Source organism: Pseudomonas rossensis, from assembly GCF_039888995.1.
In the GTDB taxonomy this organism is placed as follows: domain Bacteria; phylum Pseudomonadota; class Gammaproteobacteria; order Pseudomonadales; family Pseudomonadaceae; genus Aquipseudomonas; species Aquipseudomonas rossensis.
Genome location: NZ_JBBWCB010000136.1, coordinates 1 through 13,919 on the forward strand (window position 1 = coordinate 1; position 13,919 = coordinate 13,919).

Below are 13,919 nucleotides of genomic sequence, written 5' to 3' on the forward strand. Positions count from 1 at the left end.
GGCCAGCATTTTGCCTCGGGCTTCCTTCAGATTCGCAGTCGCCCGCGACACCCTTGCCTCTGGCTAACACTTCCCCTTGCCGGGTGTGTAGAGGACTTTCACCTCCAAGTCACCAGCGTGGCCACCACAGCCAAGCTGGTTGCGCTTGCGCGCAACGCGCCATGCCTGGCGCACCAAAAGAAAAGGGAGACCCGTCGGCCTCCCTTTAGAGAACTTCGTCCGTGCTCGACGCTTTTGACGTCGGCTCACCTCACGCCGTCTTCTGGACAGTGTGTAGCTCGGGGGCCGGCTCATCCCCGGTGGGGGTGGCGACCGCAGCTGGCCTGATTGGGCGAGCCGCACTGGACTGTTTGTCCGAGCAGTGATTCTGGTGATAAGAATAGGCTCGCGGCGCCGGCAGAGGATTGCGAAGATTGCTCAAATAAACATCACTTGCGCAATTTTTAACCCTGGATAGATAATCCACCGCAATAGTTATGACAAAGGCCTGATTGATGAGCAAACTCGACCGATACGACCTGAGCATTCTGGCGGAATTGCAGCGTGACGCGCGCATCTCCAACCAGGAGCTGGCCGAACGCATCGGCCTGTCCCCCTCGCCATGCTCGCGGCGGGTCAAGCAACTGGAGGACGACGGCTATATCTCCCGCCAGGTGGCCCTGCTGGACCGCAAGATGCTTGGCCTGAGCCTGACGGCTTACGTATTGATCGGTATGGACCGGCATACGCCAGAGCGGTTCGAGAACTTCGAAGCGGCGATTCGTACGTTGCCGCAGGTGCTGGAATGCAGTTTGGTGACCGGGATGGATGCCGACTATCAGCTCAAGGTCGTCGTGCCGGACATGGATCATTATCAGAAATTGCTGCTGGGACACCTCACCCGGATTGAAGGGGTGACGAGTGTGCGGTCGAGTTTTGTGTTGAATCAGGTCTTGAACAGTACGGAACTGCCACTCACTCATCTGCGCAGCTGAAACCCGCTTCTGGTAGGAGCTGTCGAGTGAAACGAGGCTGCGATCTTTTGATCTTGCTCTTTAAAAACAACATCAAAAGATCGCAGCCTCGTTTCACTCGACAGCTCCTACAAGGTTAGGGCCGGGCGACGAATGACTGCGACACACCGACGCAGGTCAATCCTCCACCACTCCCCCATGCCGTATACTCCAGCGCCTTTTAGCCTCGCCCACGCTGGAGATGCCTGATGGATCCTGCAGTATTCGAAGAGTGGATGATGACCGGTCTGGTCAGCATTCTGATCATTTTCATGGGTTTCATCGTCTGGGATCTGGCGAAGAAGTCCAAAGCCGGACGCTTTGGCTCGTTCATCCTGTTCTTCGTACTCGGCTTGGGCGTGGGCGCGTTCGTGATCAAAAGCGTGGTCATCGGCCTGATCGAATCCGGCACGTTATAAACGCGCTGGCACTTCCTTCCACTGGCCCTGATCGAGCCCTTCGATCGACCAGTCGCCGATTCTGACCCGTACCAGACGCAACGTCGGCAAGCCGACCGCCGCGGTCATGCGCCGTACCTGACGGTTACGCCCTTCGCGAATCACCAATTCCAGCCAGCTCGTCGGCACGCTTTTGCGAAAGCGTACGGGCGGGTTGCGTGGCCACAGTTCAGGTTCTTCAAGCTGCCGCGCTTGCGCCGGTAGCGTCATGCCATCGTTCAGCTCCACGCCATCGCGTAAACGCTGCAATTGCTCGGCACTCGGCTCGCCTTCTACCTGCACCCAATACGTCTTCGCCAGTTTGTGTTTCGGGTCGGCGATCCGCGCTTGAAGCTGGCCATCGTTGGTCAGCAGCAGCAAACCTTCACTGTCGCGGTCCAGCCGTCCTGCCGGGTAAATCCCGGGAATCTCGATGTAATCCTTGAGCGTCGCCCGCCCTTCTCCGTCGCTGAATTGCGTCAGCACATCGAAAGGTTTGTTGAACAGAATCAGCTTCGGCTCGGCCGGTGGCGCTTTGGCGACACGGCGCGGGGCAGAGGACGATGGCGCAGGTTTCACGCCAGGGCGGCGGGAAACGGGACGTTGAGGACGAGACATGGGAAAAGGAACATCTAACGGTCAGGGCTGCTAATGCTAGTGCCCTGACCGCCAAATGACCATGACAACTCTCTATTAGCGGAACGGCGGCTCATCGAAGCTGCGCAGTTTGCGCGAGTGCAGCGAGTTGAGTTCGGTGCGCAACAGATCCACCGCCTCGATCCCAATCTTCAAGTGCTGGCTGACCGCGCGCTCATAGAAGGCGTTGGCCGAACCCGGCAGTTTGATTTCGCTGTGCAACGGTTTGTCCGAGACGCAGAGCAACGTGCCGTACGGAACCCGCAAGCGATAACCTTGCGCCGCGATAGTGCCGCTTTCCATGTCCACCGCCACGGCGCGGGACAGGTTGATCAGCGGACGCTCCTGAGCCCAGCGCAATTCCCAGTTACGGTCGTCGTAGGTCAGTACGGTGCCGGTGCGCAGGCGTTTTTTCAGCTCGTCGCCCTTCTCACCGGTGATATTGGCCGCCGCTTGCTGCAACGCCATCTGCACTTCGGCCAGCGCCGGAATCGGAATATTCGGCGGCACGACCCGATCGAGAATCCCGTCGCGGCGCATGTAAGCGTGCGCCAGCACGTAATCGCCAATGGTCTGCGACTGACGCAAACCGCCACAGTGACCGATCATCAGCCAGCAATGCGGACGCAGCACCGCCAGGTGGTCGGTGATGTTCTTGGCGTTGGACGGGCCGACGCCGATGTTCACCAGGGTCACGCCGTGGCCGTCGCTGGCGATCAGGTGATAGGCCGGCATCTGATAGCGGTGCCAAACCACACCGGCGGCAATCGCCGAGGCTTCGCCGTGGTCCATGCTCTTTTCGATGATCACGTTGCCCGGCAGGACCATGCGCACGAAACGCGGATCGCTGCGCAACTGTTCCAGGCCATGGACGATGAACTGGTCAACGTAGCGGTGGTAGTTGGTCAGCAGAATCCATGGCTGCACATGACGCCAGTCGCTGCCGGTGTAATGCACCAGACGGCGCAGGGAGAAATCCACCCGCGCAGCATCGAACAAGGCCAACGGCAGCGGGTCGGTGTTTTCCCAGTCATACAAACCATCGGCGATCCCGTCGGTGGCAGCGGACAGGTCGGTACTCGGGAACACCCGCGCCAGCGTGGCAGCGGTGACGCCGGAACCGGCCAGCTCATCGCCCTGCTCGACCACGTACGGATAAGGAATGTTTTGCTGGCTGATGCCGACTTCCACCGTGACGGTGAAGTCGTGCATCAACGGCACCAGTTGTTCCAGCAAGTATTTACGGAAGGCCGCCGGATGAGTGACGGTGACGCTGTAAGTCCCTGGCAACTGAACCTTGGCGTAGGCGCGAGTAGTCTGTGGGACTTCGCCCTGGCAGAGGTAGGTCAGACGCAGTTCGGGATAACGAAACATCGCACGCTGTTCGGCGTCCGGTTCGACTCGATCCTTGAGGTAACGCTTGAGCGCCTGGTTCAGCGCGGTGGTTGCACGATTGTGCAAGAGCGCAAGCCGGTCCACGGCTTGCTCGGCGGTTTGAACGACAATAAAAGCTTCGGTCACGATCAGCATCCTGTGTTCTGACTTGCAGGCCTTCATCTTGCCTGCATCGTCGCTTCACGGGAACAGTGGAGTGTTGATACGCAAGTGCTTTGGTCACCGCAGATCAAATGTGGGAGCGAGCTTGCTCGCGATAGCGGTCTGTCAGGCGACATCTATGTCGGATGTTAATCAGTCATCGCGAGCAAGCTCGCTCCCACAGGAGTCGGTGTCGTTCACTGAAGTGGGGTCGACCTCGCGACAATCGCTTCCACATCCAGCCCTCGTGGCAACGCGCCATACACCCGACCGGCCGAACCGAGGCGGCTCGCAATGAAAGCGTCACTGACGGCGGCGTTGCCCGCCTCCAGCAACAGCTTGGCCTGAAGGCCCAAGGCGATGTCTTCGGTGAGCTGCCGCGCGCGATACTGAATGTCGCTGGTGTCTTTGAAGGCAGTCTGCAATTGGCTGATGTGTGCGGCCAGGCGTTTGTCGCCATGACCATCGCCCAATTCGCTGAACAGTACGTCGAGCACACCCGGCTCCTTCGACAACGCTCGCAACACGTCGAGGCATTGCACGTTGCCGGAACCTTCCCACGTCGAATTGACCGGTGCCTCACGGTACAACCGCGGCAAGATGCTGTCTTCGACATAACCGGCGCCGCCCATGCATTCGGCAGCTTCGTTGATCATTCCGGGCGCGCGCTTACAGATCCAGTACTTGCCCACCGCCGTGACCAGCCGAGCGAATTTGGCTTCATGGTCGTCATCCAGATGATCCAGCGCCTGGCCCATGCGCAGGCTCAAGGCCAGGGCGGCTTCGCTTTCCAGGGCCAGGTCGGCCAGTACGTTCTGCATCAAGGGTTGTTCGCTGAGCAATTTGCCGCCGACCTTGCGGTGAGCGCAGTGATGGCTGGCCTGGGTCAGGGCCTGGCGCATCAACGAACTGGAGCCGACCATGCAATCGAAGCGGGTCATGGCGACCATTTCGATGATGGTCGGAACGCCCCGGCCCTCCTCGCCGACCATCCACGCCAACGCACCACGGAACTCCACTTCGCTGGACGCGTTGGAGCAATTGCCGAGTTTGTTCTTCAGGCGCTGTATGTAGAACTGATTGCGTGTGTCGTCCGGACGGTGGCGCGGCAGCAGGAAACAGGTCAAACCCTTGTCAGTCTGGGCCAGGGTAAGGAAGGCATCGCACATCGGTGCCGAACAGAACCACTTGTGGCCCACCAGTTCATACGCCTGGCCCGGACCACTGGCGCCCACCGGATAAGCCTTGGTGGTGTTGGCCCGCACGTCGGTGCCGCCCTGTTTCTCGGTCATCGCCATGCCGATGGTGACCCCGGCCTTGTGGGCCATGCCGACGTTGCGCGGGTCGTATTCGGTGGAGAGGATTTTCGGCAGCCATTGCTCCGCCAGATCCGCTTGCAGGCGCATCGCCGGGACGCTGGCGAAAGTCATGGTCAGCGGGCAACCACTACCGGCCTCAGCCTGGCTGTGCAGGTAGGTCATGGCGGCGCGGGCGACGTGGGCGCCGGACTGCGGATGCGCCCAGGGCAACGAAGTCAAACCGTGCTCGACCGCCGTGCGCATCAGTTCGTGATAGGCCGGGTGAAATTCCACCAGGTCGATGCGATGGCCGTAACGGTCATGGCTGCTGAAAACCGGCTTGTTCTGATTGGCCAGGAACCCCGCTTCCATCAGCGGCCCGCCGGCCAAGGCGCCGTAAGCGTCGATCCGCGACTCGGCCCACCCGGCCCCGAAACGCCGCGACCACTCCTGCAACGGCAGGTCGATGCGATACAGGTTGGCGCCGTCCAGCGACGGTGGCTGGTTGGTGACTTCGTGGGTTTCGGCGAACTGATGCAGGTTCATGACGGGGCTCCTTTGGTCAGCCAAGGGACTTCAGTTAAGCACCGCCCCCCAGCTGAACAAAGTGTCATATCTGCCTAACTATCGGCGCTTTCGCCCTGCCTTGGACACAGCACCCGGCGATAGAGCGCTGCTTGCAGATCCTCGAATTTCACCGGTTTGCTCAGGTAATCGATCAAGGCACCGGTCGGGCAGCGTTCCCGATCAATGCTCAAGGCAATCACGAATACCGGCAGTTCGGTGCAGCCCGGCAACGCGCGGATCTGGCAACAGAGGGACGCGCCGTCCAGCGGTGGAAGCTGGCAGTCGAGCAATACCGCATCGAAGGTTTCGCGCTGCAAGTGATCGAGCGCGGTAGCCCCGTTGTCGACGGTGCGCACCCGGAAGCCCAGCTTGAGCAACATGCCACGCATCACCAACTGATTGATGCTGTTGTCATCAACCAGCAGGACGGTGCAGTCCTGAGGCAGCCGCAGACGAGGAAACTCCCGGGTCATCAAGGGCACTGACGGCCGCTCCACCACAGGCAGTTCGAACTCGACGTCGAGCTGGAAGCGGCTGCCACGACCAGGCTCGGAGCGGTGGGTCAGTTTTCCACCGAGCAGTTCGACCAGTTGCCGACAGATCGCCAGGCCAACGCCCAGACCGCCGTACTCACGGGTCATCGAGCCATCGAGCTGGAAGAATCGCTGATACAGTGTCGCCTCCCCCAGATCGGTGAAGCCGATGCCGGTGTCGATCACCGCAAAGGACAGTGCCAGTCGGTCGGGCGCCACGGGTTTACCCGTCACCCGCAGCGCCAGTCCACCGATCCGAGTGAACTTGATCGCGTTATCCAGCAGGCATTCCAGGCATTGCGCCAACTTGGCGCTGTCGCCGTGCAAGCGATCCGGCAGTCCCGGCGCGACCTCGACTTTGAAGTCCAGCGACTTGCTCAACGCGTTGCCCTCGAACTGCAGGCGCAAAGCCTCGACCACGCCGCGCAAACTGAAAACGGCCGGATAGGTCTTGAGCTTGCCGGCCTGCAACTCGGTCAGGGTGAGGATGCCGTTGACCATGCGCATCATGTCTCGCGCGGAACCGGCGGCCGTCTGCTGATATTGCTCCAGCTCCGGGTCCATCTCGACCGTCTGCATCAGTTCCAGCGAACCGATTACACCGTTCATGGGCGTGCGCAGTTCGTGGGTCAGGGTGGCGAGGAATTCGTCCTTGAGCTTGTTACTGTGAGCCAGTTGCTGGTTCAGCACTTCAAGCGTTTGACCGGCATCGAACAGGGTCTGCGCCTGTTGCTCGCGCATGGCGTTAATGCGATCGGCCAGCGCCAGGGACAGCAGCGCCACCTCTATCGCCGAGCCGATCTGGCTGGAATACATGGTCAGGAACACGTTTGGCAGGTAACCCAGCACCATCAGGGTGTTGACGATGCCGCCGAGCAGGAATGCCGACCAGGCGATGATGAAATACCGCGCCACTCGCAGGCCACGCAGCCAGGCGAAAATCCCTGCGGCAAAAATCACTACGGTGAAGGTCAGTGCCAGCGCCGTCGCCAGGCGCAGGGCCAGGGCGTAACTGGTCATCAACGACAACCCGACAACCACCGCGCTAAACGCAATCAACGCCAACAGTAAGCGGTCGAGCCAACGACTGTGGGTTGCCGTCTGCAAGAAGCCGCGCGCGAACTGGCTGCCGAACAGGCCAGCGCAACCGATGAAAAACGGCGTCGCTGCGTTGGCCCACCAAGGATTGTTCGGCCAGAAATACTCCACGGCCGCGCCGTTCACTGACAGCTGATACAAACCGAACGAGGCGATATAGAAGATGTAATAGAGGTAGCTGGTATCGCGCACACTGAGATAGATGAACAGGTTGTACACCAGCATTCCCAGCAACACGCCGTAGATCAGCCCCAGCACATACAGTCGGATCGGTTGCTCTTCCAGGTAGGCAGTGCTCGACCATAGGGTGACCGGCGCCTGGATCGACCCTTCACTTTGCAGGCGCAGGTACAGGGTTTGCGCTTGATCAGGAGTGAAGCTCAGATCGAACAGGTAGTTGTTCTGGCGGATTTCGCGACTGTCGAACGGCAAGGCATCGCCAGTCTGGCGTGCCAGTAGATAGCCACCGGCCGCATCGGGCAAATAGAGATCAATGTGATCAAGGGGCGGATAGGCCAGTTCCAGCAACCAGGTGCGTTGCACCGCGGGGTTGTTCGGACGGTAATGCAGGTCAATTTTCAGCCAGAACACTGAACGCGAGTAACCGGCGTTGAGGGTGGCTTTATCGTGGGGCTTGAAGTTTCCGGCCGCGGCCTGCGCACGGACATCGGCGATGGTCGCCTGACCGCCCGCGTCTTCGAACACCTGCAAGGTTCGGCCCAGGGGAAGGCTTTGAGTGAATTCGTCGAATTCGACTGCACTCGCCATGAGGGGCAAGCACAACAGCAACATCAGCAAATAGCGCATTTAAGCCCCAGCGTGGCCTGTCCGGTTATCTCAGGAAGCCCCTCATTCCTTTTGAGTAGACGTAAAACCGGTATTACCTGTTATTGGTTTGGATCCACTCTAGCATAGCCGTTGATGGCCATTGAACACCATTGAAATTTTTCCTACAAAGGCTCTAGCACGGGAGTTCCAGCTCTACGCATTGGGCTGGAGATGTTTGCCCGTCCAGTTTGTGAAAGCGCTCATTCCCTGTAGCAGCTGGCGAAGCCTGCGTTCGGCTGCGCAGCAGTCGTAAAACCTGAACACGCGGTCTGCCTGATACACCGCAGCGACTGACTTCACGACTGCTACGCAGCCGAACGCAGGCTTCGCCAGCTGCTACAAAGTCCGTGTCATGACTCGTTGGTCGACTGGTGGTAAGCTCGCGCACCATGAATATCTACAGCTCTCGCCCCGTTGTCCTCTGTCTCTCCGGCCACGACCCAAGTGGTGGCGCCGGCTTGCAGGCAGATATCGAAGCCCTGCTCGCTCAGGGTTGTCATGCGGCCCCGGCCGTCACCGCCCTGACCGTGCAAGACACGGTCAACGTCACTGACTTCCGCGTCCTCGACCGTGAGTGGGTGTTGGCCCAGGCCAATGCCGTGCTCAACGACTCGACGGTCGCGGCGGTGAAACTGGGCATGCTCGGTTCCCTGGAAATGGTCGACACCGTGGTCGAACTGTTGTCGGCGCACCCGCATTTGCCGGTGGTCTGCGACCCGGTGCTGCGCGCCGGTGGCGGCGGACGCCTGGGCAAGGACGAAGTCGGCTACGCCATGCGCGAGCGCCTGCTGCCTCTGTCGATCATCGCCACCCCAAACCTTCCCGAAGCCCGCATCCTCGCCGAACTGCCCGAAGGCACCGCGGACGAGTGCGCTGAAAAACTCCTGCCATTCGTCAAACACCTGCTGATCACTGGCGGCCATGGCGATGAACACGAAATCCACAATCGCCTGTATAGCCGCGACGGTCACCGCGAAACCTTCACCTGCCAGCGCTTGCCCGGCAGTTATCACGGCTCCGGTTGCACGCTGGCCAGTGCCCTCGCCGGGCGTCTGGCCCTCGGCGAAAATCTCGCCAGTGCCGTGCAGACCGCGCTTAACTACACGTGGCGCACCCTGCGTGATGCGGAGCAGTTGGGCAAAGGCCAGTTCGTGCCGCGCCGCCTGCCGCTGGATTTCTGTTCGTAACTGTCCATGCGTAAAGCAAAAAGGATTGCCCGATGAAGCTACGTGGCCTGTACGCCATTACCGATAGCCAACTGCTGGCCGGTAAATTTCTTTCGTACGTGGAGGCGGCGCTGGAAGGCGGCGTCACCCTGCTGCAATACCGCGACAAGAGCAGCGACGAGGCCCGCCGTCTGCGCGAGGCCGAAGCCTTGCGCGATCTGTGTGAACGCTACAAGACCCAGTTGATCATCAATGACGATGCCGAACTCGCTGCACGCCTGAACGTCGGCGTGCACCTGGGCCAGACCGATGGCCCGCTGATGCCGGTTCGGGCACTGCTCGGTCGCCAGGCGATCATCGGCTCGACCTGCCACGCGCAACTCGAACTCGCCGAGCAAGCGGCCAAGGAAGGCGCCAGTTACGTCGCTTTCGGTCGTTTCTTCAACTCCAACACCAAACCCGGTGCACCGACTTGCAGCCTCGAATTGCTCGACCAGGCCCGCAGCAAACTGCACCTGCCGATCTGCGCGATTGGCGGCATCACCCTGGAAAACGCCGCGCCACTGGTGGCCCACGGGGTCGATCTGCTGGCGGTGGTCCATGGCCTGTTTGGCGCCGAGAGCACGGCTGAAGTGACACGCCGCGCCCGCGCATTTAACGAACTGCTACGTAATTAAATAGCTAAATCTGATTTGAGAGCCCCATCATGTCTCGTTCCGAAACCCTGTTTGCCAATGCCCAGAAACACATTCCCGGTGGCGTGAACTCGCCTGTTCGCGCGTTCAAAAGCGTTGGCGGCACACCGCTGTTCTTCAAACACGCGGAAGGCGCCTACGTCACCGACGAAGACAACAAGCGTTATGTGGATTACGTCGGTTCCTGGGGGCCGATGATTCTCGGCCACAGCCACCCGGACGTGCTGGACGCCGTGCGCAAACAGCTTGAGCACGGATTGTCCTACGGCGCGCCGACCGAGATGGAAACCCAGATGGCTGATCTGGTCTGCTCGATCGTGCCGTCGATGGAAATGGTGCGCATGGTCAGCTCCGGCACCGAAGCCACCATGAGTGCTATCCGTCTGGCCCGTGGTTTCACCGGCCGCGACAGCATCATCAAGTTCGAAGGCTGCTACCACGGTCACTCCGACAGTCTGCTGGTCAAGGCCGGCTCCGGCGCCCTGACCCAAGGCGTGCCGAGCTCGGCCGGTGTGCCGGCGGCCTTCGCCAAGCACACCCTGACCCTGCCGTTCAACGACATCGACGCCGTAGCAACCCTGCTCGCCGAAGTCGGCCCGGACGTGGCGTGCATCATCGTCGAGCCAGTGGCCGGCAACATGAACTGCGTACCGCCGGCGCCAGGTTTCCTCGAAGGCCTGCGGACCCTGTGCGACAAGCATGGCGTGGTATTGATTTTCGACGAAGTGATGACCGGTTTCCGTGTCGCCCTCGGCGGTGCACAAGCCCACTACGGCGTGACGCCAGACCTGACCACCTTCGGCAAAATCATCGGTGGCGGCATGCCGGTGGGCTGCTTCGGCGGCAAGCGCGAGATCATGTCGCACATCGCGCCATTGGGCCCGGTCTATCAGGCTGGCACCTTGTCGGGTAACCCGTTGGCCATGGCTGCGGGCCTGACGACCCTGCGCCTGATCAGCCGCCCTGGTTTCCACGCCGAGTTGACTGACTACACCAGTCGCCTGCTCGATGGCCTGCAACAACGCGCGGATGCCGCGGGCATTCCGTTCGTGACCACACAGGCCGGTGGCATGTTCGGTCTGTACTTCAGCGGCGCCGACGACATCGTGACCTTCGATGATGTGATGGCCAGCGACGCTGCCCTGTTCGGGCGCTTCTTCCACCTGATGCTCGAAGGCGGCGTGTACCTGGCGCCGAGCGCCTTCGAAGCCGGCTTCACCTCGATCGCCCATGGCGAAACCGAACTGAAACTGACGCTGGATGCCGCCGAGCGCGCATTTGCTGCATTGAAATAACGCTGTGCCGCTGACGTTGGCGGTTGCCAGCGTCAGCTTTCACCTGCATTCCCGCCCTTATTCCTACGCTTCTGCTCAAAATCCGCAGCAAAGTGGGCGATATATTCCCCGCGCAGCAGAAAAACGAGTAAAGACTTTGTAAGGTTGGCCCTGCTTATTTCATAATGCGCGCTTATTGGATCCCTCGATGGGTCCGCGCGCCCTTCAGAGGTAAGTCGATTCCCATGAACCGCACCGGCCGCGCCCTTGCATTGGGCTGCCTGTTGCTCCTTCAGCCCCTGCTCGCGCTCGCACAAGCAGGCGGCAACTCGTTGTTAATCCCAGCGATGGGTCGTTGCACCCTCAATACTCAGCCACAAGACCTGGCACAGGCGCTTGCCGCCTGCCAGAAAGCGTCGGATGAAGGGGATGCGCAAGCGCAATACGAGTTGGGTGAGTTCTACTACGACGGCAAAAATACGCCGCGCGACCTCAAAAAAGCCCTGGGCTACTTCGAAAAGGCCTCGTTGCAAGGCCATGCTCAGGCGCAGTTCAAACTTGGCACCATGTTTTTCCACGGCGAAGGCGTACCGGCCAATAACGTTCAGGCGTATATCGTGCTGAAAATGGCTGCGGTCAATGGCGCTGAAGAAGCGTTGGACACCGCCGACGAAGTCGCCGAGAAAATGCCTCGCGAAGAACTTGAAGTGGCTACCCAAGTGCTGGGGCAAATCTTCCGCAAATATCTGATGGAATTGCAGAGCGCCGATGGGCGTACGCCGTTCTCGCCCCTTCCCTGATTTCTTCGTCGCTCTGACTGCCCTCATCGCGAGCAAGCTCGCTCCCACAGTTGATCTTCTGTGAACACAAATTTTGTGAACGCCAGAGATTAACTGTGGGAGCGAGCTTGCTCGCGATTGGGGGCGACTCGGTCTTGAGGCTTACTTCTCAGGCATCGGCATCGGAAACGGCATGACATTGCCGACCGCGCCGCGGGCTTCGCTGATTTTCGGCGTACCGAGGCGCTCGACTTCGTCGATCCGCACGATCGAATGCATCGGCACAAAGCTGCGCACAACGCCTTCGAACTGAGCCTTGAGCTTCTCTTCGCTCGGATCGACGACCACTTGCGTGCGCTCGCCAAAGACGAACTCTTCCACTTCCAGGAAGCCCCACAGATCACTTTGATAGATCTGCTTGGCATACATTTCGTACACCTGGCCCTGGTTGAGGAAAATCACCTTGTAGATTGGAGCTTCACGTTTGGTCATGGTGGGCGAGCAACACATCGGGGATAAAAATGAGGGCGCGAACTATAGCATAGCCACCGGACGCACAGCGGTAGGAACCTTGGGTCATGTTCCCTATAATGCGCGGTTCTTTGAATCACGTGATGACTCTTTCCATGGCCAAGAAGCTTTACATCGAAACCCACGGTTGCCAGATGAACGAGTACGACAGCTCGCGCATGGTCGATCTGCTGGGCGAACATCAGGCCCTGGAAGTCACCGCTCGCGCCGAAGATGCCGACGTGATCCTGCTCAATACCTGCTCGATCCGCGAACGCGCCCAGGACCGTGTGTATTCCCAACTCGGCCGCTGGCGCGAACTGAAACTGGCCAACCCGGACATGGTCATTGCCGTTGGCGGTTGCGTGGCCAGCCAGGAAGGCGCTGCAATTCGCGACCGCGCCCCTTACGTGGACGTGGTCTTCGGTCCGCAGACCCTGCACCGCCTGCCGGAAATGATCGACGCCGCCCGCGCTACCAAGCTGCCGCAAGTCGACGTCTCGTTTCCGGAAATCGAAAAGTTCGACCACTTGCCCGAGCCGCGCATCGATGGCCCAAGCGCCTACGTGTCGGTCATGGAAGGCTGCAGCAAGTACTGCACCTTCTGCGTGGTGCCTTACACCCGCGGCGAAGAAGTCAGCCGACCTTTCGATGACGTGATCGCCGAGATAATCCACCTGGCTGAAAACGGCGTGCGCGAAGTGACCCTGCTAGGGCAGAACGTCAACGGTTACCGTGGGACCACTCACGATGGACGCCTGGCGGATCTCGCCGAACTGATCCGCGTCGTGGCCGCCGTCGATGGCATCGACCGCATCCGCTACACCACCTCACACCCGCTGGAGTTCTCCGATAGCCTGATCCAGGCCCACGCCGACGTGCCGGAACTGGTCAAACACCTGCACTTGCCGGTGCAATCGGGCTCGGACCGAATCCTGGCGGCGATGAAGCGCAACCACACCGCGCTGGAATACAAATCCAAACTGCGCAAGCTGCGTGCTGCCGTGCCGGGGATATGCATCAGCTCGGACTTCATCGTCGGCTTCCCGGGCGAGACCGAAAAAGACTTCGAACAGACCATGAAGCTGATCGAAGACGTCGGTTTCGACTTCTCCTACTCGTTCGTCTATAGCCAGCGCCCGGGCACTCCAGCTGCCGATCTGGCCGACGAAACGCCGGAAGCGCTGAAAAAAGAACGCCTGAACGCCCTGCAACATCGCCTGAACCAGCAAGGCTTCGAGATCAGCCGACAAATGGTCGGTTCGATCCAGCGGATCCTGGTGACCGATTATTCGAAAAAAGACCCCGGCGAACTGCAAGGCCGGACCGAGAATAACCGCATCGTCAATTTCCGCTGCGACAATCCGACGTTGATTGGTCAGTTCGCCGATGTGCACATCGACGCCGCTCAGCCGCACTCGCTGCGGGGCTCGCTGATCCAGTAACACCTCATTACCCTGTGGGAGCGAGCTTGGTCCGGGCGGCGATCCGACGATGACGGTCTGACATTCAACATTTAAGGTGGCTGAGCTGGCGCCATCGGCGGATCGCCGCCCGGACCAAGCTCTCT

Annotated in this window: 12 protein-coding genes; 7 read left to right on the forward strand and 5 right to left on the reverse strand. The window is 60.2% G+C overall.

Annotated features, from left to right (window positions below):
- Positions 1–494: 494 nt before the first annotated feature.
- Both WLY71_RS25260 and WLY71_RS25265 read left to right on the forward strand, forming a co-directional pair.
- Positions 495–974 carry an Lrp/AsnC family transcriptional regulator gene (locus WLY71_RS25260; RefSeq protein WP_007937367.1) on the forward strand — a complete coding sequence of 160 codons (480 nt, stop codon included), beginning with the start codon at positions 495–497 and terminating at the stop codon, positions 972–974.
- Positions 975–1,201: 227 nt separating this feature from the next.
- Positions 1,202–1,411: a DUF2788 domain-containing protein gene (locus WLY71_RS25265; protein WP_347805715.1), complete on the forward strand. Its 210-nt coding sequence runs from the start codon at positions 1,202–1,204 to the stop codon at positions 1,409–1,411.
- On the opposite strand, the gene WLY71_RS25270 is transcribed toward WLY71_RS25265, so the two are convergent.
- The 4 genes from WLY71_RS25270 to WLY71_RS25285 form a co-directional block, all read right to left on the reverse strand.
- Positions 1,406–2,047 carry a pseudouridine synthase gene (locus tag WLY71_RS25270; RefSeq protein ID WP_347805716.1) on the reverse strand — a complete coding sequence of 214 codons (642 nt, stop codon included), beginning with the start codon at positions 2,045–2,047 and terminating at the stop codon, positions 1,406–1,408. The two genes, WLY71_RS25265 and WLY71_RS25270, sit on opposite strands and share 6 nt — an antisense overlap.
- Positions 2,048–2,122: 75 nt before the next feature.
- Positions 2,123–3,622, reverse strand: coding sequence for an AMP nucleosidase (gene amn, locus WLY71_RS25275; RefSeq protein WP_347805717.1), 1,500 nt, complete (start codon positions 3,620–3,622; stop codon positions 2,123–2,125).
- Positions 3,623–3,798: 176 nt separating this feature from the next.
- On the reverse strand, positions 3,799–5,445 hold the full coding sequence (locus tag WLY71_RS25280) for an acyl-CoA dehydrogenase family protein (RefSeq protein ID WP_347805718.1): 1,647 nt from the start codon (positions 5,443–5,445) through the stop codon (positions 3,799–3,801).
- Between the two features lie 74 nt (positions 5,446–5,519).
- On the reverse strand, positions 5,520–7,904 hold the full coding sequence (locus WLY71_RS25285) for a 7TM diverse intracellular signaling domain-containing protein (protein ID WP_347805719.1): 2,385 nt from the start codon (positions 7,902–7,904) through the stop codon (positions 5,520–5,522).
- 410 nt (positions 7,905–8,314) lie between these two features.
- Here WLY71_RS25285 and WLY71_RS25290 point away from each other — a divergent pair, with 410 nt between their 5' ends.
- The 4 genes from WLY71_RS25290 to WLY71_RS25305 all read left to right on the forward strand — a co-directional run bounded on the left by WLY71_RS25290 (position 8,315) and on the right by WLY71_RS25305 (position 11,860).
- On the forward strand, positions 8,315–9,112 hold the full coding sequence (locus tag WLY71_RS25290; RefSeq protein ID WP_008152868.1) for a hydroxymethylpyrimidine/phosphomethylpyrimidine kinase: 798 nt from the start codon (positions 8,315–8,317) through the stop codon (positions 9,110–9,112).
- A gap of 32 nt (positions 9,113–9,144) precedes the next feature.
- Positions 9,145–9,768, forward strand: coding sequence for a thiamine phosphate synthase (gene thiE, locus WLY71_RS25295; protein ID WP_347805720.1), 624 nt, complete (start codon positions 9,145–9,147; stop codon positions 9,766–9,768).
- Positions 9,769–9,797: 29 nt separating this feature from the next.
- The gene (gene hemL, locus WLY71_RS25300) at positions 9,798–11,081 is read left to right on the forward strand and encodes a glutamate-1-semialdehyde 2,1-aminomutase (RefSeq protein ID WP_347805721.1); all 1,284 of its coding nucleotides are present in this window, start codon (positions 9,798–9,800) and stop codon (positions 11,079–11,081) included.
- Positions 11,082–11,305: 224 nt separating this feature from the next.
- On the forward strand, positions 11,306–11,860 hold the full coding sequence (locus tag WLY71_RS25305; protein ID WP_056744588.1) for a tetratricopeptide repeat protein: 555 nt from the start codon (positions 11,306–11,308) through the stop codon (positions 11,858–11,860).
- Between the two features lie 141 nt (positions 11,861–12,001).
- Here WLY71_RS25305 and WLY71_RS25310 read toward each other — a convergent pair whose 3' ends face one another.
- Positions 12,002–12,331, reverse strand: coding sequence for a DUF1820 family protein (locus tag WLY71_RS25310; protein WP_007894425.1), 330 nt, complete (start codon positions 12,329–12,331; stop codon positions 12,002–12,004).
- A 134-nt stretch (positions 12,332–12,465) separates the two neighbouring features.
- On the opposite strand from WLY71_RS25310, the gene miaB reads away from it, so the two are divergent.
- Positions 12,466–13,794: a tRNA (N6-isopentenyl adenosine(37)-C2)-methylthiotransferase MiaB gene (miaB, locus tag WLY71_RS25315; RefSeq protein WP_033053447.1), complete on the forward strand. Its 1,329-nt coding sequence runs from the start codon at positions 12,466–12,468 to the stop codon at positions 13,792–13,794.
- Positions 13,795–13,919 lie beyond the last annotated feature (125 nt).